Origin of the sequence: Leptolyngbya sp. BL0902 (assembly GCF_016403105.1) — a bacterium.
Classification (GTDB): Bacteria; Cyanobacteriota; Cyanobacteriia; order Phormidesmidales; family Phormidesmidaceae; genus Nodosilinea.
The window spans coordinates 3,615,697-3,634,460 of record NZ_CP046155.1; the positions used below are offsets into that span (position 1 = coordinate 3,615,697).

Annotated in this window: 21 protein-coding genes and 2 pseudogenes; 14 read left to right on the plus strand and 9 right to left on the minus strand. The window is 53.9% G+C overall.

Annotated elements, in window-relative coordinates:
• Positions 1 to 135: 135 nt before the first annotated feature.
• The 3 genes from GFS31_RS16030 (at position 136) to GFS31_RS16040 (ending at position 3,422) form a co-directional block, all read left to right on the plus strand.
• On the plus strand, positions 136 to 603 hold the full coding sequence (locus GFS31_RS16030) for a hypothetical protein (RefSeq protein WP_198805779.1): 468 nt from the start codon (positions 136 to 138) through the stop codon (positions 601 to 603).
• Between the two features lie 158 nt (positions 604 to 761).
• Positions 762 to 2,297 carry a sensor histidine kinase gene (locus tag GFS31_RS16035; RefSeq protein ID WP_198805780.1) on the plus strand — a complete coding sequence of 512 codons (1,536 nt, stop codon included), beginning with the start codon at positions 762 to 764 and terminating at the stop codon, positions 2,295 to 2,297.
• A 177-nt stretch (positions 2,298 to 2,474) separates the two neighbouring features.
• Positions 2,475 to 3,422 carry a DEAD/DEAH box helicase family protein gene (locus GFS31_RS16040; RefSeq protein WP_198805781.1) on the plus strand — a complete coding sequence of 316 codons (948 nt, stop codon included), beginning with the start codon at positions 2,475 to 2,477 and terminating at the stop codon, positions 3,420 to 3,422.
• Here GFS31_RS16040 and GFS31_RS16045 read toward each other — a convergent pair.
• Positions 3,379 to 4,566 (minus strand): hypothetical protein, encoded by a 1,188-nt coding sequence (locus GFS31_RS16045; protein WP_198805782.1) that lies wholly within the window; start codon positions 4,564 to 4,566, stop codon positions 3,379 to 3,381. The genes GFS31_RS16040 and GFS31_RS16045 overlap by 44 nt on opposite strands.
• 13 nt (positions 4,567 to 4,579) lie before the next feature.
• Positions 4,580 to 5,173, minus strand: coding sequence for a J domain-containing protein (locus GFS31_RS16050; RefSeq protein ID WP_198805783.1), 594 nt, complete (start codon positions 5,171 to 5,173; stop codon positions 4,580 to 4,582).
• A gap of 491 nt (positions 5,174 to 5,664) precedes the next feature.
• On the opposite strand from GFS31_RS16050, the pseudogene GFS31_RS16055 reads away from it, so the two are divergent.
• Both GFS31_RS16055 and GFS31_RS16060 read left to right on the plus strand, forming a co-directional pair.
• Positions 5,665 to 5,787: pseudogene (locus GFS31_RS16055) on the plus strand (DUF4277 domain-containing protein); the annotation flags it as partial.
• Between the two features lie 493 nt (positions 5,788 to 6,280).
• The gene (locus tag GFS31_RS16060) at positions 6,281 to 6,448 is read left to right on the plus strand and encodes a DUF2281 domain-containing protein (protein WP_225907456.1); all 168 of its coding nucleotides are present in this window, start codon (positions 6,281 to 6,283) and stop codon (positions 6,446 to 6,448) included.
• Here the strand turns inward: GFS31_RS16060 and GFS31_RS16065 are convergent.
• Complete coding sequence (locus tag GFS31_RS16065; protein WP_198805785.1) at positions 6,445 to 6,777, minus strand: DUF4351 domain-containing protein; 333 nt, start codon at positions 6,775 to 6,777, stop codon at positions 6,445 to 6,447. The two genes, GFS31_RS16060 and GFS31_RS16065, sit on opposite strands and share 4 nt — an antisense overlap.
• 243 nt (positions 6,778 to 7,020) lie before the next feature.
• Between GFS31_RS16065 and GFS31_RS16070 the strand changes: the two genes are divergently transcribed.
• Positions 7,021 to 8,592, plus strand: a complete 1,572-nt coding sequence (locus GFS31_RS16070) for an N-6 DNA methylase (RefSeq protein ID WP_198805786.1) — start codon at positions 7,021 to 7,023, stop codon at positions 8,590 to 8,592.
• A gap of 70 nt (positions 8,593 to 8,662) precedes the next feature.
• On the opposite strand, the gene GFS31_RS16075 is transcribed toward GFS31_RS16070, so the two are convergent.
• On the minus strand, positions 8,663 to 8,827 hold the full coding sequence (locus GFS31_RS16075) for a hypothetical protein (RefSeq protein WP_198805787.1): 165 nt from the start codon (positions 8,825 to 8,827) through the stop codon (positions 8,663 to 8,665).
• A 29-nt stretch (positions 8,828 to 8,856) separates the two neighbouring features.
• On the opposite strand from GFS31_RS16075, the pseudogene GFS31_RS16080 reads away from it, so the two are divergent.
• Positions 8,857 to 9,774 (plus strand): annotated as a pseudogene (locus tag GFS31_RS16080) (macro domain-containing protein); the annotation flags it as partial.
• Here the strand turns inward: GFS31_RS16080 and GFS31_RS16085 are convergent.
• The 3 genes from GFS31_RS16085 to GFS31_RS21610 form a co-directional block, all read right to left on the minus strand.
• The gene (locus GFS31_RS16085; RefSeq protein WP_198805789.1) at positions 9,746 to 10,117 is read right to left on the minus strand and encodes a type II toxin-antitoxin system RelE/ParE family toxin; all 372 of its coding nucleotides are present in this window, start codon (positions 10,115 to 10,117) and stop codon (positions 9,746 to 9,748) included. The pseudogene GFS31_RS16080 and the gene GFS31_RS16085 overlap by 29 nt on opposite strands.
• On the minus strand, positions 10,089 to 10,679 hold the full coding sequence (locus tag GFS31_RS16090) for a Panacea domain-containing protein (protein WP_198805790.1): 591 nt from the start codon (positions 10,677 to 10,679) through the stop codon (positions 10,089 to 10,091). The genes GFS31_RS16085 and GFS31_RS16090 overlap by 29 nt, the downstream gene beginning before the upstream one ends.
• Before the next feature lie 177 nt (positions 10,680 to 10,856).
• Positions 10,857 to 12,929, minus strand: a complete 2,073-nt coding sequence (locus tag GFS31_RS21610) for a site-specific DNA-methyltransferase (protein WP_198805791.1) — start codon at positions 12,927 to 12,929, stop codon at positions 10,857 to 10,859.
• Between the two features lie 124 nt (positions 12,930 to 13,053).
• On the opposite strand from GFS31_RS21610, the gene GFS31_RS16100 reads away from it, so the two are divergent.
• From GFS31_RS16100 to GFS31_RS16125, 6 genes are all read left to right on the plus strand, one after another.
• Positions 13,054 to 13,329: a hypothetical protein gene (locus GFS31_RS16100; RefSeq protein WP_198805792.1), complete on the plus strand. Its 276-nt coding sequence runs from the start codon at positions 13,054 to 13,056 to the stop codon at positions 13,327 to 13,329.
• Between the two features lie 11 nt (positions 13,330 to 13,340).
• The gene (locus tag GFS31_RS16105; protein WP_198805793.1) at positions 13,341 to 13,763 is read left to right on the plus strand and encodes a hypothetical protein; all 423 of its coding nucleotides are present in this window, start codon (positions 13,341 to 13,343) and stop codon (positions 13,761 to 13,763) included.
• 16 nt (positions 13,764 to 13,779) lie between these two features.
• The gene (locus tag GFS31_RS16110) at positions 13,780 to 14,478 is read left to right on the plus strand and encodes a DUF433 domain-containing protein (protein ID WP_225907457.1); all 699 of its coding nucleotides are present in this window, start codon (positions 13,780 to 13,782) and stop codon (positions 14,476 to 14,478) included.
• A complete protein-coding gene (locus GFS31_RS16115; RefSeq protein ID WP_198805795.1) occupies positions 14,475 to 14,897 on the plus strand; it encodes a DUF5615 family PIN-like protein in 423 nt (140 codons plus the stop codon). Before GFS31_RS16110 ends, GFS31_RS16115 begins: the two co-directional genes overlap by 4 nt.
• A 180-nt stretch (positions 14,898 to 15,077) precedes the next feature.
• Positions 15,078 to 16,067 (plus strand): ImmA/IrrE family metallo-endopeptidase, encoded by a 990-nt coding sequence (locus GFS31_RS16120; protein ID WP_198805796.1) that lies wholly within the window; start codon positions 15,078 to 15,080, stop codon positions 16,065 to 16,067.
• 2 nt (positions 16,068 to 16,069) lie between these two features.
• Positions 16,070 to 16,246, plus strand: a complete 177-nt coding sequence (locus GFS31_RS16125) for a hypothetical protein (protein ID WP_198805797.1) — start codon at positions 16,070 to 16,072, stop codon at positions 16,244 to 16,246.
• Here the strand turns inward: GFS31_RS16125 and GFS31_RS16130 are convergent.
• Complete coding sequence (locus tag GFS31_RS16130; RefSeq protein ID WP_198805798.1) at positions 16,238 to 17,029, minus strand: IS5 family transposase; 792 nt, start codon at positions 17,027 to 17,029, stop codon at positions 16,238 to 16,240. The two genes, GFS31_RS16125 and GFS31_RS16130, sit on opposite strands and share 9 nt — an antisense overlap.
• Before the next feature lie 25 nt (positions 17,030 to 17,054).
• Between GFS31_RS16130 and GFS31_RS16135 the strand changes: the two genes are divergently transcribed.
• Complete coding sequence (locus tag GFS31_RS16135; protein WP_198805799.1) at positions 17,055 to 17,465, plus strand: hypothetical protein; 411 nt, start codon at positions 17,055 to 17,057, stop codon at positions 17,463 to 17,465.
• Positions 17,466 to 17,535: 70 nt separating this feature from the next.
• Here the strand turns inward: GFS31_RS16135 and GFS31_RS16140 are convergent, their stop codons facing one another.
• Positions 17,536 to 18,723 (minus strand): transposase, encoded by a 1,188-nt coding sequence (locus GFS31_RS16140; RefSeq protein ID WP_198804897.1) that lies wholly within the window; start codon positions 18,721 to 18,723, stop codon positions 17,536 to 17,538.
• Between the last annotated feature and the right edge of the window lie 41 nt (positions 18,724 to 18,764).

The following is an 18,764-nucleotide window of genomic DNA, read 5'->3' on the forward strand; positions in this document are numbered from 1 at the left end:
CCCGGTTTTTCAAGAATCTAGAATTCTGGACACCGGGGGGCTCCCAGCCACCGCATCTCCCTGGCACATGTCCCTCACACACATTCTCCTCACACACCTTTCTTCCAACACCCAATCACGAACAACGAACCAACCATGACTGCCCCCCTCTCCAAAACCGCCCTCAAAACCGCCCTTGCCCTCGGTGCTGGCCTGCTCAGCGTGGCTTCCCTGGCGGTGGCGCTGCCCTCCCGTGCGGTGAACACCGAATCCACCATGATGGCCCAGGTGGAACCCAACCAAGACAACCTGCAAATGCAGTGCCCCGGCTCCATTGGGGTGAACGACGTGAACTTCCGGGTGCTGTATACCCGCGAGGCTGGATTCTCCCGGATTATCTTCACCCGCCGCAGCACCGGGCAAACCATCGCCGAAACCACCCTCAGCTATGACCGCACCAACGCCCAGGGACAAGGCATTTGGCGCGGTTCCGTGCAGGGTATGGCCGATGTCACCCTAGTTCACCTCTCGAATCGCGCTCCCCAAGTGGGCGACCAAGTTTCCGTCGGCTACGACATGCAGTGGGGCCGAGGCACCTGCGCCCGTTCTGCTACGCCGTTGTAAGCGCGATTTTCCGTTGCCAGCCCGACGGATAATCTGACCGATAACCCACCTGCGGCCATCGTCTTCTCTCAAAAGACGGTGGCCGTTGGGTTTGGGGCTGGCCTCCAGCTCACTGGGTCTGTGCATTAAGATGCATCTGTAGCGACGGGCCAAGGGTGATGGATCAAACACCTGGGAACAACAGGCGAGATGACCTCCAGGAAACTGCCGAACGGCTGAATCTTGCCCTCAGTGCGGCCCAAATGGGGTCTTGGGATTGGAATTTGGATGAGCAAACTCAGTTTTGGTCGCCCCAAAGCAGACACATCCTGGGCCTCGATCCAGAGGCATCCATTCACCGCCTCGACCAGTGGCAGACCTTTGTTGATCCCGACGATTGGCCCACCACCGAGGCCACGGTGAACCAAGCCATCGCCACCCAGCAGGATTTCACCCATCAATTTCGGGTGCGGTGGCCCAATGGAGATTGTCGCTGGGTCAGCCTCTATGGACGGGTGGTGCCCCAGGGTCGCAGTCAGCGCTTGGTGGGGGTGCTGCAAGACATCACCGAACGCAAACGGGCAGAATTGTCGCTGCGGGCGAGTGAATCCCGGTTTCGGGCGGTGTTTGAACAGGCGGCGGTGGGCATGGCGCGGCTGTCGCCAGCGGGACGGTGGATTCAGGTGAATCAGCGCCTCTGCGACATCCTAGGACGCCCCGCCCACACCTTTTTGGGACGGCATTATTCTGAAATTACCGACGAGGCCGACCGGGGCCAAGATGAGGTGTACTATCGGCAACTGATCAGCGGCGAGCAGCGATCCTGCCAGTTTGAAAAGCGCTACATCCACGGCGATGGCCATGCGGTGTGGACACTGGTGACGGCCTCCGTGGAGAGCGATGGCGACCAGATCACCGCCTTCATCGCCATCATTGAAGACATCACAGAGCGCAAAGCTGCCCGCGAAGAACTGCTGCGCCGCGCCGACGAACTGGCCACCACCAACCTGATGCTGGCCCGCACCACCGCCCTGCTAGAACGGCGCAACAGCGAACTGGATCAGTTTGCCTACGTCACCTCCCACGACCTCAAGGCACCGCTGCGGGCCATCGCCAACCTGGCCGACTGGATCGGCGAAGACCTGGCAGGACAAATTCCGGCGGAAAATCAGCGGCAGCTCACCCTCCTCAAAAGCCGGGTGCAGCGCATGGAAGCCCTGATCAACGGCCTGCTGGAGTATGCCCGCATTGGTCGTCGCGAACGGCAAATTACCGAAGTCAACCTGGCCCAACTGCTCCATAGCGTGATCGATTCCCTCGCGCCGCCCCCCGGCTTCCAGGTGCAGATTGCCGAGGCCATGCCCACCCTCCACACCCACCGCACCGCCCTCGGCCAGGTATTCGCCAACCTAATTGGCAACGCCATCAAACACCACCATCAACCCCAGGGCACCATCACCATCACCTGTCGGCCCCAGGGCGATTTCCTCAAGTTCTGCGTTAGCGACGATGGCCCCGGCATTGATCCCCAATACCACGACAAAATTTTCACCATTTTCCAAACCCTCAAGGCCAGGGACGACTTTGAAAGCACAGGCGTGGGCCTCTCAGTGGTAAAGAAGATCGTAGAGTCTGAAAATGGCCGCGTGTGGCTAGACTCCGCCCCAGGGCAAGGCAGCCGCTTTTACTTTACCTGGCCGCTGTCCAGTGGGTGAGGGGCAGGTTCTCCTAGGGCCATGGACGGCGCTGGAGGCTGTTTTGTCGCCGCCGCTCCCACTAGGAGCAGAAGGCCTGGGTGATGGTGATGATCTCTGAATGGGTCTTGGAGGGCAAAGTAAGGTAGGCGGTCTTATGGACGGTCTCGACAGCAGCACGACACCACAGGCGGGCATATGGGACGTAACGAGGCAGACACCAGGGCTCAACTGATTGACCCCGCCCTACACAACCGGGGATGGACAGAGACCCTCCACATCAAGCGAGAGCAGACCCCCGGTGCGATTGACATTGTGCAGGGGCGGGGCAAGCGGCGCAGCCGGGGACGGGCGGATTATGTCTTGCGTCTGGTGGTGCAGGAGGGGATGCAGCCCGTGGCCGTGGCGTTGATCGAAGCCAAGGCCGAGGCCAAAGCCCCCACGGAAGGACTGGAACAGGCCAAAGCCTACGCCAGCGGCAAGCTGCACCATATTCAGTTTGTCTATGCCACCAATGGCCATTTGTTTGTAGAGTATGACCGCCACACGGGGCACACCTCGGCCCCTCGGCCCCTGGCGGAGTTTCCGACCCCCGCTGACCTCCGCAGACGCTACGAGGCCGAGCAGGGCTTTAGCTTAGACAGCGCCATGGCCAAGCCACTGCTCACCCCCTACCCCGTCGGCGAGGGCAAACGCCGCTATTACCAGGATGCGGCGATTCGGGCAGCGCTGGAAAAAATGGCCCGCTGCCACGCCCAGGGAGAACCGGGCCGGGTGCTGCTGTCGCTGGCGACGGGGGCGGGGAAGACGTTTATTGCCGTCAACCTGCTGAAGCGAATTTCCGATGCGGGGCTGTTGCGGCGGGCGCTGTTTGTGTGTGATCGCGACGAACTGCGTATTCAAGCCTCGGCGGCGTTCCAAAAGCTGTTTGGCTCCAATGCGGCCACGGTGACTTCAAGGGAACCACAGAAAAATGCCAAGGTGCTGATCGCCACCTATCAAACCCTGGATGTGGATCAGGAGGAGGCCGACGCCAACTTTTTCACCCAGTGCGACTCCGAAAACTACTTTAGCTTCCACTTCGACACACCCAGCCTGCAACCTAAAGGTATGACTTCAGCGCTTTTTTTGCTGATGATAGCTTGATAGCGACTTTTGTTGATTGCTCCACTGCATCGCCACCCTGAAATAGAGAGCCACTAAATTCAGCAATATATCTCTCCATGTCCTCTATTGTGCATGAGGTATGACAACCTCCCATCCATTGATGAAAATGCTTATGAGTATCAGACGCAATAGCGATCAAGTTAACTTCTAGATCCGCGAGCTTAGGATAGTGATTCTTATCAAAAAGATGATGTACTTCTAGGTTGAACTTATGAATACTTTGTCTTCTATTAGTAATTTGGCAATACCCTCTAGCATTGCTTTTCACGCGATCCATAGCTACCTTGATCCTTTTTTCTCTCTCTTGCTCGTGATCCTCTATTACACTAATAGCTTTTTGTGCATACTTATGAACAGCCTCCATCCAGGCTTTTCGGTGTTCTTGAGTTAGCTCGATCTCCAGAGATTTGCTAATAGAAGCCAGACCAGAACCACTAAAGAAGTAATCCTTAAGAACATAACTTTCTTGATTTTTGTCTTTGCTTCTTAGGGTGAATACAATCTTATCAATTATCTCTCTCTTGTTGAGGTTCTTACCTTTTTCATTCACATTTCTCCATTTAATACCTTCATTAGAACATAATTTGTGAAGATCATCTGTGTTCATTGACTCGATTTCCTCTATTCTCTTTGACTCAAGAAAGTCAGTTCCAGGTTTTGGAGGTTCTATCCCATCCTTTCTAAAAAGCAACTTTCTGAAGGTCTTTTGTAGCAGGTCTTGCCTTTTACCAATGCCCAAAACTTCGCGACAAGCCCTTGGCGAGAAGAAAGCTTTTGAATTTTGATAAATAATCTCCCCATCATCTCGAGAGCTAATTTCCTGTATGCGCTTTGCAACCATCAAACCCTTTAACTTTGCATCTCTCTGTAGAAGCCAGCGCTCCCACCTCTTAAACATCGGCCTTTCTTTTTTATTTATCTCCAGATAGTTGCATATTGCAACGGCCCCTTCTGGGCTAAAAAGTCTAGTTTTAAATACTCCCCACCTAAAATCAACGCCCTCGACGAGATTCCAGTCATCATCGGGATCAGAATCAAAGAAATCACAGATGTCAAAAAGCTTTTCGATAGTAATCTCTAAAGCCTCAGACAATTCCTCGCTTGTGATATTGAATGTTGTCATTTTCAATCTCCAATTAGTAGGCTGAAAGTAGGGTGTCTCTCATGATCTTTAGTTCCTCAAAGACTGCTGGGTCACCACCATGATCAGGGTGATGTTTCTTGGCAATTTTATTAAATGCAGCTTTAATGTCTTCTGCCGTGGCTTTTTCAGGATCTAAATCAAAGACATCCCAAGGTAGGAAGTTGCGTAGGACATTGATCCCATTGATAGATGACTTACCAATCGAGTTTCGTTCACTTTCAGGCAAGCCTACAAACTTTCGATAAACTTTGAGCCAAGCTTCTGTGTTAGTCATTCTGAGATTATGGTCTTTGACAAAAAGGCTAAAAGCCCCATCTTTGCTTAGTTCTGCATAAGAAGAGTAACCAAAAGCTTTAATGACTGCATTCTTGAGATCTTGCATTTTTGGCTCAATACTCTTAAATTCCCCACCGTTGATAAACTCAGCGAAGCTTAGGAGAATTTCTTCGTCATATTTATTAGTTTTTGCAATTTCACGAATTTTTGCTCGAATCTGATTAAAGTCAGGAATTCTACTTGAAGCTGACTTCTTGCTAGATCTCTTAGCTTTCTGATTCGTAGATCCTGAGCTTGATTGTCTAGTCATATAAGCCTCCTGTTTTTCTATTCTTGCAGGGCACTGGTTTCTAAAAGTATGATCCTTGATTTCTCGTTGCCCAGAACCCATGTATAACAAGCGCTCTAAACGGCATCCTGCTTTAGTAGTCCAGTGCCTCTTGCAGCGTGGTAAGTCTAAGATCATAAATAAAATGAACTCAGATTTTGATTATGGCTTGGGCAATTATCCTTAGAAAATTCTTGAAGGCCTACCCTAAGTCCATCATGAGTTACTTACCTGGTTGGCATCAGAGCACAATAAGTCCGTAAGGCGACTGAACCAAGCGAACCAAACTTACCTAAACGTTAGCCAAAGCTGAGCCATCCATACGGATGTTGTCCTTTTCAGTATTCCCAGGGCGTTGCGGAAACTAACACTAGGACTAAAAAAATTATTTCTTGACTCAGTGCTATGGCCATTGAAGGAGAATAGTAGTTCATGAAAACTATATTTATGCTGATTCAGAAACTCCCTAGCTATATTGCTTGGAGCATGTTAGTGCCAGACAGGTGGTGAAAGCAATGATTTTGAAGGCTCTGGGCTTTCTGAGTGCGCCGTTGTATCTATTTAGCAAGTTTTTTGAGAGTAAAGCGGTATCTTACTGACTAGTTGAGGGGGTAGTGCATTAATCTACGGGCCAGAAAAAATCAGCCAGAAATAGTAATCTACTGCCGTAAGGTCTTTAGGGTCGCCTGATGATTCTCGAGCCCGTACGAAATAGGACTATCCAGGACTACCCAGAACCAAACCGTCCTGGATCAGCGCAAACCGCCTACCGCCAAGCCTACCTTTCGCTGGATTATGCAGAAAGGCATCCACTGAGTCAGCCGAAATGGACAACGGCAGATTAGGAATCTCCATGACAAACGCCGATGGATGATTCGCCTTTTAGGGTCACCTGTTGGGCACTATTACCATGCCCCTGATTAATGGTTTGTCAACCTGCAGAATGTAGGATGCCCAGCTCCAAGCCACCAATATTCTCCCCATCACCCTGCTCCGTCAAGCCTTTAGCGGCGAACTATGAGCCATCCAAAAGCCCCGGTTTGCGGCCCATCTCCCTACAATAGGGCTAAGCCCCACCCCTTCCCCACCATGACCCAACTCGAAACCCAACTCCTCGAAAAACTCCGTACCCTGCCCACCGACAAACAACACGAAGTATTAGATTTCGTCGAGTTCTTGATTGCTAGAACGACAACTCCCCAGCCCCCCACAGAGCCCATAGCGGCAGAGCATCGCACTGCTGAAACTCAGCTTTAGCCCTGGGGTTCGGGTGCCGTCACCGGGTGCGCCTCTAACCAAGCGCCTAGCTCGGCCCCATCCGCCAAATCCAGCACCACATCTAGCAACGCCTCCAACTGCGGCAGCGGCAACCCCCGAATATGGGCCACCTGGGTCTCTGACAAAGGCCCCAAACGTCGCACCAGCATTCGGAGCACCGCCGTCGCCTCTCCCTGCTGTGTCCCAACTTCACGGCCCTCTTCACGACCCTCTTCACGACCCTCTTCACGGCCCTCTTCACGACCCTCTGCAAAGACCTCTTGGTAGAAGCGGGTTTGCCGAATATCGGCCATTTGTAGATCCAGCATGGCCAAAATCTCCTCGGTACTAAACTGGGGAAACCTGTTGAGACGACGGGTGCAACATATTCAAACTTACAATCGGCAGGCAGACCGGGGATTAACTCTGCCAGCAGGGCAGGCTGAGCCAGAAAAATTTGATAGTAGAGCTTATCCGTTTTCACTCAAACACCGCTGAGGCCGTCTCCAGGCAGGGTTGCAACCTTCGGCGTCTATGTTAGCGTCAGAGCAAGGATTTGAGCGTTTTCAACCATGGCCAAGACAAGCGACAGTAACGGAAAGACCAGTAACGGTCGCCTCTTCACCACCCAACAGAGCCTCGACAGCTACGTTAAGTCCATCTGCGACATCATGCGCCGCTCCAACTGTGCCGGGGCGCTCCAGTATGTTCCAGAACTCACCTGGATCCTCTTTCTACGCATCCTCGACGAGCTAGAAGCGGGCGAACAAGACGAACTCGAAGCCCTGGGGCAAGACTTTAAGCCCTCCATTGGCTTTCCCTACCGCTGGCGCGAATGGGCCGCCCCCCACGACGAAGACCCGCTCAAGCAAGTCGATGGCCTCCCCCAAGGCTGGAAACGCAAAGAACTTACCGACGGGGCAGAGGGCGAGTTCTTCAAATTCCTCCACACCGACCTGATTCCCCACCTCAAAGCCCTCAAAACCCTGCCCGATGCCACCCCCCGCCAAAAAGTCATCAGCGAAATTCTCTCCAGCGTCGAACGCACCCGCATCGACACCGAAAAGAACTTCCTCGACATTCTCGACAAAGTTCACAACATCCACCTAGAGGGCATTGACCCCACCCACATTTTTCCGCTGTCCCAGGTGTATGAAGGGCTGCTGCTGAAGATGGGCGAAAAGGGCAACGACGGCGGCCAATTCTTTACGCCCCGCGTGGTCATTCGCGCCATGGTCAAGGCCATTGATCCCAAAATTGGCGAAACCATCTACGATCCGGGCTGCGGCACGGGCGGATTCCTGGCCGAAGGCTTTAACCACATCCGCCAAGCCTTGGGCGACCACATCGACGCCGACCAGCAAGAAACCCTGAAATACAAAACCTTCTACGGCCGCGAAAAAGACAACGCCATCTACCCCATCGCCCTCGCCAACCTGGTGCTCCACGGCATCGACCTGCCCCACCTCTGGCACGGCAACACGTTGACAGGCGGCGTCACCTACGACGGGCTCTACGACGGTGCCCCGTCCCAATTCGATGTGTTGCTGATGAACCCACCCTTTGGCGGCAAAGAAGATAAAGCCGCCCAAACCGACTTTGCCTACAAAACCAGTTCCACCCAGGCGCTTTTTCTTCAGCACACCCTCGCCGCCATGAAAAACGGCGGACGCTGTGGCATTGTTTTGGATGAAGGCATCCTCTTTCGCACCAACGAAACCGCCTTCGTACAAACTAAACGCAAGCTGCTCGACGATTGCGACGTGTGGGCCATTGTTAGCCTGCCCCCTGGGGTGTTTACGGCAGCGGGGGCCGGGGTAAAAACCAACCTGGTCTTTTTCACCAAGGGCAAACCCACCGAATCCATCTGGTACTACGACCTCAGTGATCGCAAAGTCACCAAGAAAAAGCCCCTGCTCGATAAAGACTTCGACCCATTCTTTGAGCTACTGCCCAGCCGGGGCGACAGCGATTGCAGTTGGACAGTGACCCGTGCCGACATCGAGGCCAAAAACTTCGACCTCAAGGCTGTCAATCCCAATAAGGTCAACGAGGAAGATGACCGCACCCCCACGCAACTCCTCGACATCATCGAGGCTAAAGGTAAGGAAGTTGAGGCGGCCTTAGCCAAGCTGAGGGGCTGATGGGGAAGTTGGGCACGATCACTACTAGATAACTAGAGTTGTCTGTACAGCCAAACGTTCACTAACCGCATCATGGGTCTCGACCAGGGGCAAACTGCCTGAGCGTTTTCATGAGCTTGTTGCGATCTTGCCATTTCTTCACCTTGCCCAAGGGATACACCTTGGCAATAAACGGGGCAGGATGACTTTGGGCAAAGCGTTCCATTTTAGGAATCGCGTTCACGATATCGCGCATGAGTTCTGCCCTAGGTTAAGCAGTACAAGCGGGCCTGCGATCACAACGAGGTGCAGCCAGGGCAGATGTTCACCGTGGCCACGGGCAATCTGTTGAACCCACGCTACATCATTAACTTTCCCACCAAGCGCCACTGGAAGGGCAAGTCAAAGCTGGAAGACATCAAAGCTGGACTCAAAGCACTGGTAGCGGAGGTGCAGCGGCTAGAGCTAGGGTCTATTGCCGTGCCGCCCCTGGGCTGTAGCAATGGGGGGCTAGATTGGGCAGTGGTCAAGCCACTAATTGTCGAGGCCTTTGCTGATCTGCCCACGGTGCAGGTGCTGATCTTCGAGCCGGGGGGTGCTCCCGCTGCCGACCAGGTGCAGGTGAAGACCTCCAAACCTCCCATGACCCGATCACGGGCGCTGGTGGTGTCGCTGTTTGAACGCTACGGCATACCGGGCTACAAGCTGGGACGGCTGGAGGCCCAAAAGCTGGCCTATCTGCTCCAGGAGGCGGGCGAACCGGGCCTGAAGCTGGAGTTTAGGCCGCACCACTATGGCCCCTACGCCGACAAGCTAAACCACGCCCTTCAGCGTATTGATGGGCACTACATCCAGGGCTATGGCGATCGCGCCCAGAAGTCGCAGATTACTGTGTTGCCCCAGGGAAGCGAGGCGGCAGCGGCGTTTTTGGCCGATCATCCCGATGCCCACCAGCGTCTAGAGCAGGTGAGCCAGCTCATTGAGGGGTTTGAGACCCCCTACGGCATGGAGATGTTGGCGACGGTACACTGGGTGGCCAAGCACAACCCGGCGGCGGCGGTGGATGTGGAGGTGGCCGTTGCGGGGGTGCAGGCGTGGAGTGACCGCAAGCGCCAGATTTTTAAGCCCCAGCACCTCCAGGTGGCATGGAAACGGCTGAAATCGCAGGGCTGGCTTACGAGTCCTCCAGCGCCGCTTGAATAACGTCAATGAGGTCATCGTCGGCGGGGCGTTTGGCAAATTGCTCGTGGCTGTAGATCCAGAGCAGCTTGATCCGGAGGGTGGCGTCGTTGACCAGGTACATCAGCCGAATCTGGCCGGAAGCTCCTTTGCCGACCTGGAACCGCAGTTTGTAGAACGCCCACCCATCGGGGATGGCGGCACGGCGGGGTTGGGGTTCGCGTTCGGCTTTGGGATGTTCGGGGTTGAGGGTGATTTCTTTGAGGTATTGGGCCAGTTGGGCTTTGAGGGCGGGGGTTGCCAGCTTTTTGAAGGATCGCTGAAACTTCCTCGTTTCCTCAAGCGAGTAGGGATTCGAGCCAGTCATCGATGTTCTCTCGCTGAATCACGGGCTGGGGTTGGGCGGGGTCAAAGGCATCCCGCAGGGCATTCACCACCAAAAAATGGTAGGCGGGGTGGTCTCGCTCGATCTCCAGGAGCTTTTGTTCGCCAAGGAGGTGCATGTCCTCTAGGGCAATGGGTTCGGTGGAACTGGCGCGTTCGGGCAATCCTCGGCGGGCTTTTTTCCACGGAAATTCGAGGTGGGTCATGCTGCTGAGCACGTAGGCGTGGTGAAGGCCAAAGTAGTCCCACACTTCATCGAGAAGCTGCTGTTGGAGGGTGGGGATTGTGGCTAGTTCTGCCGAGTCGGGGATGGGGAGCTGGTTGGCTTCAAAGTCGCTATAGAACCGATAGGCCGGAGGGCAGACGGGGCCATAGCGCCACGCCTGCATCTCGTTCTCAAAGAGGGGTTCATCGTAGAGGGCCAGGTGTAGGCTCTGGGCATAGTAGAGCAGCTTTTGCACCTTCATGTTGGTCATGTCGGCTTCGCGGCCATCGTCATAGGCCCGAGCGATGAAATAACGCGCAATGTCTAGGCAATCCAGCATGGTTCCCTCCCGCAATCGCGGCCCCGCAGGCGTTGTGCCCACAGATAGCGGTGAACGTTGGTACAGATATTCTGATTGTAGAAGCTTTGTGGAATTGCCCTCAACCCCTACTATGGGTAGCGGTTGAGGGGTTTGCCTCACGCTAAATGTGGTGGGGTTTGCAGCTCATCGAGAGGGCTACGGCTCGGTGGCTACCTCCACCTCCAGCGACTCGGAGAGTAGGTCGGTGATTTTGACGCGGATGGTGCCAGCGTCGGCGGGGATGGGGTAGCGGCCTGTCACCAGGTCGTTTTTGCTGGGGATGTCTACCTGGAGAGGTTGGAACACCGCCCCGTCGTAGTTCCAGTCGATCATCACCGATTCCACCAGTTCGCGCCAGTCTTCGACGTTTTCCTGTTGCAGGCTGAGCTTGCCCAGCAGGTTCATAGGATAGAACGCCTCGATCACCAGTTCGCCGCCCTGGGCCACAATGCGGGCCTCCGAGTCGCGCTTGAACTGGATGTCTTGTTTGTCGCGGAGGATATCGACTACCTCCACATCTAGCTCGAAGGGTTTGACCTCTTTTTTGAGCTGGGCGGCCAGGTCTGGCTCGTGGCCCATGCAGACCAGGGTAATTTTCTCCACGGGGGCACGGGCGTTTTCTTGGTGCTTTTGCTCGAAGGTTTTGTAGTCGAACCCGGCGATCAGTTCATTCAGGTCGGCGCGGGTGGCAATGCGGTTGACAGGCATGATTTTGACCCTGCGCCCATCTTTTACCCCATCGAACAAGTTACCCTGCTCTAGCCGGTCTACCTCCAGCGCCTCTAGCAGCAAGTCCTTGGCCTCTAGGGGGTTGCGGAACACGTCGTAGTGGTTGACGTTGTAGACCTCAAAACCCGTGTAAAACGTCGTCGGCTCCGGTGGGGCGGTGGGCGCGGTTTCGTCTTCGTCCTCGGTATCTGCACCAGCGCCATAGGAACCGCCACTATCCGCCGCCAGTGGGGTGCCCCCAACCTTGCCCCCAGCAATCACCCGCAGCCCCGGAGCCACAGGCAACTCACCCTGGGCTGGCTGGGCCTGGGTCTGGGCAAGGTCTGCCGCCACTTTTAGCAACCGCTTGGTGGTAATTTGCACCGCCCCTAGGTTAATATCGGCCCCAATAAACCGCCGCCCCAATTTCATGGCTACGGCTTGGGTGGTGCCACTGCCCATAAAGCAATCGAAGATAATATCATCAGGACTAGAAGCTATTTGCAAGATTCTCTCAAGAAGAGTTTCAGGCTTCTGTGTTGGATAATCTTGGCGCTCTTTAGCTTGAGAATTAACAGGAAATATATCATCCCAAATGGTTGTCATTGGTCGGCCTTCAAGCTCATCCAAATATCTCTTTTGTCTTGCCACACCATTGGACGTATATTCAATCTTCCCCTGCTTCTCGTATTCCTCCATTTTCTCTCTACCAACCCTCCAAACTCTACGCACACCTCGCCATTCATAATCTAAGTTTGGCCTATCAGGATTAGGGTTAATTAAACTGTCAGTTGTATAAAATCTTCCATCGGAATCAACTTTCGTGAATCTATTCTTATACTCGTCCGAGTATGCTAAAAGTGGCGGATGCCACTCTAACTTTTGGCTTCTGCCATAAACTAAGATTGTGTCATGAGCTACACTCAAGCCAACTTTTACATTTCCTCTAGGAGTAGCTCTATTCCAGACAATTTCATTAACGAAATTTGATTCGGCGAAGATTTCATCACAAATACACTTTAAATAATGCGATTTGTGATAATCACAATGCAGCCAGATCGTTCCTTCTTCATTAAGAATCTCTTTGATTAAGACTAAGCGTTCATACATGAATTGAAGATATTCGTCATTTGTCCAGATGTCTGTATATTGTTTTTCCTCAAAAGCTGTAAATTCGCTTGTTACTCTTCTTCCTCTCAATAAGACTCTTTTCTTGTAATCTGATCGAGAATCAAACGGCGGGTCAATATAGACCAAATTCACCTTGCCCCTAAACTCCTTCAGCAAGTGGCTCATCACCTGGAGGTTGTCGCCCCAAAAGATTTTGCTGCGCCAGTTGTCCACCTCCTCGCCATGTACCTCCTTCAGTTGGGCCGGGTAATACTGCGTGCTGGTAAACGGGCGCTTGCCCTTCCAGTGCAGCATCGGGTAGCCCTTAATGGGTTCAAAGCGGTAGCCCTCCACCGTCTGCATCGGCTCGGTGTTGGGCACATTCAGGTCTAGCTGGGGCTGGTCGGTCATGGTTTGGGCAAACTTAACGGTTGAGCAGTTATCCCCAGCATACCCAGTAGACTATCCTAGGTCTTAGAACTGCCACCGAAGATTTAAGGTGGCACGGCACACCTCACAGGAGGCTAGGCAAGCGATGTTAGCAGGTCAACGTCAGACGGGCGACCAGGGGACGCTGTCCATGGCTAGGGCCGCTTTGGCTCAGGGGCTGGTGGCTGCTCCGGTGGCGGTTGGTCTCGATATCAACAAACTGCGGCAGACCATCGCCTATCTCGCTCGCCTATACGCCGAGGGAGAAATCAGTGAGCATACCTTTGAAGTTTCCGTGAACTATGCTTGCTCACTCTTTATTGATCAAGAAGTAGAACGCCGGATTCAAACCTTGATTTCAGAAAAACTGCTGGGGCAATAGTTGTAAAAACAATGCCAGAAGAAAATCTACCTGAAAAGGCCAAATCTCAAGCTAATCCAGAGATGCTGGATGACTCGGATGACACGGCAGAAGTCTTAGAAAGTTTGCCCCCTGAAGCCCAGCGCATTATGCGATCGCTCTCGATTCAGGGTTCTTTTCCCGTGTTTTCACCTGTCCAGAAGAAAATCACGGAGGAACATATCACCCAGGTTCTGAACTTGGCTGACAAGGACAGCCAGCGGAAGCTAGACGAAATTAAAAGCACCGAAACCACTAAGCGACTGGCGATTGGTGCAGTTTTAATTTTAGTAATTTCTGTGCTGATTTACTCTGGAATCACCAAAGAAACTCTGCTCTCGCAACAAATTATTGGTGTAGTAATGGGTGCTTTGGGTGGTGCCGGAGTCGTCACCGTTTTTAGAAAGACACCCTGATATGAGGTTGCCAACGGTGAAGTGGGATCACGATATCTACAACACTCCGGCCTATCCAGTCACGGATGCGGCCCGATACCTGCATATCCCCGTTCGCACCCTCCGCTCCTGGCTAGAAGGGCGCTCCTACCCCACCAAGGACGGACAACAAGCCTTTGAGCCGCTCATCCAACGGCCCGACCCAGCCCATCCCCAACTCTCCTTCACCAACCTGGTAGAGGCCCACGTCCTCCGCATCATCCGCGAAACCCACCAGGTCAAGCTCGACAAAGTGCGCAAAGCCCTCGACTACATGGGCCAGCAGTTCAACACCCCCCACCCCCTGGTAATGAGACGGTTCCAGACCGACGGCGTAGACCTGTTTGTAGACCAGGTAGACCAGTTGGTGAACGTCTCACGCTCTGGGCAGTTGGCCATGCGCGAAACCCTCAAGCATCTGCTAACCCGCGTAGAGTGGAACGACGACGGCATTGCTAGCCGCTTTTTCCCCGTCTTTGAGCTAGTGCCCGATCCGGCCCAAGATAAGCTCATCTTCCTTGACCCCGCTATTCAGTTTGGTCGGCCCGTCATTGCGGGCCGGGGCGTACCCACCAAAGCTATCGTCAGCCTGATCGACGCGGGCGACTCCATAGAAGACGTGGCCGATGAGTTTGACTGTGCCCCCGCTCAGGTCAAAGCCGCCATCCAGTTTGAAGCCCAAAACCGTGCCGCGTGACCCCCAGCAACCGCCCTACCTTTGTCATTGACCGCTGTCTGGGAAAGACCGTCACCCACGCCCTGGCCGAAACTGCTGCTCAGGTTGAGCATCTAGACGATCACTTTGGTCAAGATACCCAGGATCAGGAGTGGCTCCCGGTGGTGAGTGATCGCGGCTGGGTGGTGCTTACCAAAGACGGCGCAATCGGAACCAATACGCTAGAGCTGAGGGCGATTGCCCGTGCAGGCGCGAGGGTCTTCATCTTGGTATCGGGCAACCTCACCCGTCAGCAGATGGCTGACCTATTCGTTAGGGTGCTGCCCAAACTGGAAAAGTTCACCCAGGGCAACCAGGCACCCTTTATCGCCAAAATCTATAAAGATAGCCGGGTAGAGCTTTGGCGCAACCGTACTTGGCTCCTCAAACTGCTGTCCTGATCTTGCAGGGATAAGGGAGTGTCAAGGCCAGAGGCATCCAGAATAACTGACACAAGACAGACAGAACACCGGATTGATACAGTAGAGAATGGAGGAAATCACACCATCTTGTAAGGAGTTGCGCTGTTCCCCACCCCTACGATCAGAACCCAAGCAGATGCTCCTGGTGAGGGTAAGCCCATGACCCAGACGCTATCGATGGATAAGCTCTACCAAAAGCTCTCAGCCCTAGGGCTGAGTAAACCCTATGTCCGTAAGGCAGGGTTGCCCACCTGGTGGAGTGATGAACTAGACAACAAACCCGCCGCCGTTCTAGAGGGGGCGGGGCACATCTCCAAGCGCCTCCACCTAGACCTAGAGAGCTTGATCAAAGACGACCAGGAGATTCGGTTTAAGCCACTGCCCGTCACCAAGTTCAAATACCACGCCCAAGGTCAGGCCGATACTCCTAGCACCTCCCACCAGCTCGCCTCGCGGGTGGCAGATCTGGTCGCCTACGGCGTTGAGCAGCCCTTTAGCCCTATACCCAGCAGCGTCGATCAGGTTCGCTCAGAAATCCTTCAGCATCATCCCCAGATCACCCTAGAAGCGATTTTGGACTACTGCTGGCAGCATGGCATTGCCGTGGTCTACTTCAATGACTACCCAGAGAACACTCGCAAAATCACGGGCATGATTCAGTGGCAGGGCACTCGCCCGGTGATTGTGCTCAGCCACAAACGGACTCATCCCGCCTGGTTAGCGTTTCACCTCGCCCACGAGTTGGCCCACCTCGCCCTAGGCCATGTTCAAGACGGCATTTTGATCGACGATGAGATTGACCAAGGTTCTTCCGATACTGAGGAGGCTGAGGCTAATCAGTTTGCTGTCCGCCTCTTGGTCAATCAGTTCGATAACTGCTTCAGAAACAAGCGGCTATATAACAGCAACCAGCTCAAGAAACAGATCCTTGAAATGCTGAAGTCAGATTCTACCGTTGATCCTTGTATTTTGGCCTTTAACTACGCGTGGCACACCAAAAACTATGGCTTTGCTGAAAACGTAGTTCAAAGCTTCCATTGTTCTGAAGACGGCAATATCATCACCAACCAATTTCTAGAACAACATCTCGATTGGGACAGCCTAGGCGACGACAACGCCGACCATCTAGAGCGCATCCTAGGAGCATAGGTTTGGCTGGCCGCATCTACTGTATCGATAACGATATCCTCAAAAAACTCGCCACCTTTGATCTATTCGATGAAACCGTGAGCCTTTTTGAGGCCAGTGCTGAACAGGTCAATGTTCTAGCGACAGCAAAGTATAAGAGGGCGTTTGAAAAGGGGGTAGGGTGTAGCGAATTACGCTAGACGCCGCACCATGATCCGGATCATGGCGATTTTGAGCATGGCCTCGGCATTTTCGGGAAGTTGCTCGTAGTCCTGCACCAGTCGTCGTGACCAGCGCAACCAGCCAAAGGTGCGCTCCACAATCCAACGTTTTTTGACGAGAACAAACCCCTTAGCCTCCTTGGGCCGTAACACGACCTCGACAATCCAGCCCAAGGTGTCCATCGTCCACTGGAGAAACTTAAACCCGCTGTAGCCCCCATCCACCCACACCAAATAAATGCGGGCCATGGCCGCTCCCATCTGATGAAGTTTGTGCAATGCTAGTTTCCCACCGTCTCGTTCGCCGACACTCGCTGCTGTAATCACCACCGCCATCACCAAGCCCAAGGTATCGACTACGCAATGCCGCTTCCGTCCCTTCGTCTTTTTGGCCGCATCAAAGCCCACGGCTCGATGCACCATGGGCGCAGTGGCGACGCTTTGACTGTCCAAAATCACCTCTGATGGGCTTTCCGGTCGTCCTTCCGACACCCGTATCCAGGCCCGTAATCGGTCGTGAATTACATCCCAGGTGCCGTCGTTCACCCACCTCCGATAGTACGTGTAGACGGTTTGCCACGCCGGAAAGTCGCTCGGTAGATCTCGCCAACTGCACCCTTGCTTGACAAGGTAGAAGATGGCGTTCAGCACCGCCCATAAGCACACCGTTCGGGGCCGACCTCCGAGCTTAGCCGGGGGCAATAGGGGAGCAATCAACTCAAACTGGTCGCGGGTCAAGTTGCTGGTGTAGGCTTTACTCATGGCTCTCACGGGGTTGAACGTTTGTATGTACAGCCTATACCGTGTGAGCTTTTTTACTGACTATGCGGCTTTTCAAACGCCCTCTAAATTTCAGAGGGATTGGGAGAAGTTTAAAGCGGGCAAAGCTCGGCAAGCTGAGTCGCAGGTTGTTAACTACGAGAAAACTATCGAGTTAGCGACAACTCTTCCTCAGATTGCCCAGACGGAGGTCAACCCAGACCTCTTTATTCAAATCTCCAAATTTATAGATCAGGGAGAAGCGATCCTGACCGTCCACATCACTGAAATTCTGCAAAAGGATGAGGAGTTCCAGGCTTTTATCTTTACGGGCGACAAAAACTACCTCCGTGCCTTATACCAATCCAGTATGAGGTTGAGCATAATAGAGGGTAGTGATAGATGCTGTAGCTACGATGGCACGCCCCTTTGTCATTGAGATTTCAGAACCCGAGTCTTTTCTAGAGAAAAGCGTAAAGCAGGCGAAAACCTGACTGCCTGACACATCTTTATGCGGCCTCCCAAGGGGGTAGCTGACAGCGCATGGACTGGATCCTAGAGAACCAGATGCGGTCATAATATCGGGCTTCTGCCTTTTTAGATGCAAAACAGGGATCTGGGTCAACGGTCAATAGGGGGATGGGGTTGAGCAACGGACGCCCTTTGTTGACCACCCCTCTAAGCCAGCGGAGGCCGATTTTGAGATAGCTGATGCCCCGTGTCCAATGAGGGTCAACCTGAGAGCGGAGACCGTCGAGTTGAGCGGCCATGCCCTGGGTGGTGCCATAGAGGATGGCGACTGCCGCGACGAGGTAGAGACGTTCGAGGGCTTGGGCGGAGCGGATGCCGGAAGATTCGAGGGCAAAGGCCCCGGATTTTGAATCGAGGAACAGTTCCTCAACTCGGAACCTGAGGGCATATTGCCACAGGGTATTGAGGGTCGGCGGCTCATCGGTGATGACCGCCCAGGGCTCCTTAACGCCTTTGACGTTAGCCAGAACCAGGTTGCAGCGCCAGCGCCCATCGGCCCACAGGCCAATGCCCTCATAGAAACGAACTTCGCCCTTGGGGGGCCACAGAACACCTACCTCAATCGGCTGACGGCGGGGGCCATGCACCACCACATCACTGGGCAAGCGTAAAGCATAGTGCCATCGACTGTCGCTGAGCCACGCCAGCAGGTCATGGTTGGCAAACCCTCGGTCGGCTAACAGCATCACATCGGGATAAGCCTGCAACAGTCGATGGGCTAAGCGCAGCATCGGCAAATACCGTTGGGCACTGACCGTGGCACTAGGATGCTCTAACACCCGCCACAGCAGGGGCACCGCCCGCCCACAACAGGTCACGGACAGGTGAATCATGCAATACCGATTCCACAGCACCGTCGTATCGAGGGCTAGGTAGAGTCGCCGTCCTTTCCACCGATGAATCGCCGCTAACGCCAAGGGCACGTACAGACTTTTAATCCGCACCCGGTGATTGCTCATAAACCGTTGCCATCGTCGTTCGGTGCTTTGCGCTTGGCGGGCGCGACTGGGAACATAGGCCTCCCACTCCGGCAGGCTCAACCGACCACTGCACACCAGCGCCGTCACCATCCACGCCAGCGCTTTGAGGTGCCGTAAATCCCGACGATGGCTATATTGACGCAGCAAGGACAGCACTTGATCATAGAGACAGGTGGTGGATGACATGGCAAAGACCCTGAAATACGCAAATTCCAGCGTCTCATGTC

Coding starts and splice junctions, on each gene's coding strand:
- GFS31_RS16075 (WP_198805787.1), bottom strand. CDS start 8,827: ATGCGCGATATCGTGAACGCGATTCCTAAAATGGAACGCTTTGCCCAA.
- GFS31_RS16120 (WP_198805796.1), top strand. CDS start 15,078: ATGACCCAGACGCTATCGATGGATAAGCTCTACCAAAAGCTCTCAGCC.
- GFS31_RS16100 (WP_198805792.1), top strand. CDS start 13,054: ATGTTAGCAGGTCAACGTCAGACGGGCGACCAGGGGACGCTGTCCATG.
- GFS31_RS16085 (WP_198805789.1), bottom strand. CDS start 10,117: ATGACTGGCTCGAATCCCTACTCGCTTGAGGAAACGAGGAAGTTTCAG.
- GFS31_RS16060 (WP_225907456.1), top strand. CDS start 6,281: ATGACCCAACTCGAAACCCAACTCCTCGAAAAACTCCGTACCCTGCCC.
- GFS31_RS16130 (WP_198805798.1), bottom strand. CDS start 17,029: ATGAGTAAAGCCTACACCAGCAACTTGACCCGCGACCAGTTTGAGTTG.
- GFS31_RS16065 (WP_198805785.1), bottom strand. CDS start 6,777: ATGCTGGATCTACAAATGGCCGATATTCGGCAAACCCGCTTCTACCAA.
- GFS31_RS16105 (WP_198805793.1), top strand. CDS start 13,341: ATGCCAGAAGAAAATCTACCTGAAAAGGCCAAATCTCAAGCTAATCCA.
- GFS31_RS16090 (WP_198805790.1), bottom strand. CDS start 10,679: ATGCTGGATTGCCTAGACATTGCGCGTTATTTCATCGCTCGGGCCTAT.
- GFS31_RS16050 (WP_198805783.1), bottom strand. CDS start 5,173: ATGACTAGACAATCAAGCTCAGGATCTACGAATCAGAAAGCTAAGAGA.
- GFS31_RS16030 (WP_198805779.1), top strand. CDS start 136: ATGACTGCCCCCCTCTCCAAAACCGCCCTCAAAACCGCCCTTGCCCTC.
- GFS31_RS16140 (WP_198804897.1), bottom strand. CDS start 18,723: ATGTCATCCACCACCTGTCTCTATGATCAAGTGCTGTCCTTGCTGCGT.
- GFS31_RS21610 (WP_198805791.1), bottom strand. CDS start 12,929: ATGACCGACCAGCCCCAGCTAGACCTGAATGTGCCCAACACCGAGCCG.
- GFS31_RS16040 (WP_198805781.1), top strand. CDS start 2,475: ATGGGACGTAACGAGGCAGACACCAGGGCTCAACTGATTGACCCCGCC.
- GFS31_RS16135 (WP_198805799.1), top strand. CDS start 17,055: ATGTACAGCCTATACCGTGTGAGCTTTTTTACTGACTATGCGGCTTTT.
- GFS31_RS16070 (WP_198805786.1), top strand. CDS start 7,021: ATGGCCAAGACAAGCGACAGTAACGGAAAGACCAGTAACGGTCGCCTC.
- GFS31_RS16035 (WP_198805780.1), top strand. CDS start 762: ATGGATCAAACACCTGGGAACAACAGGCGAGATGACCTCCAGGAAACT.
- GFS31_RS16045 (WP_198805782.1), bottom strand. CDS start 4,566: ATGACAACATTCAATATCACAAGCGAGGAATTGTCTGAGGCTTTAGAG.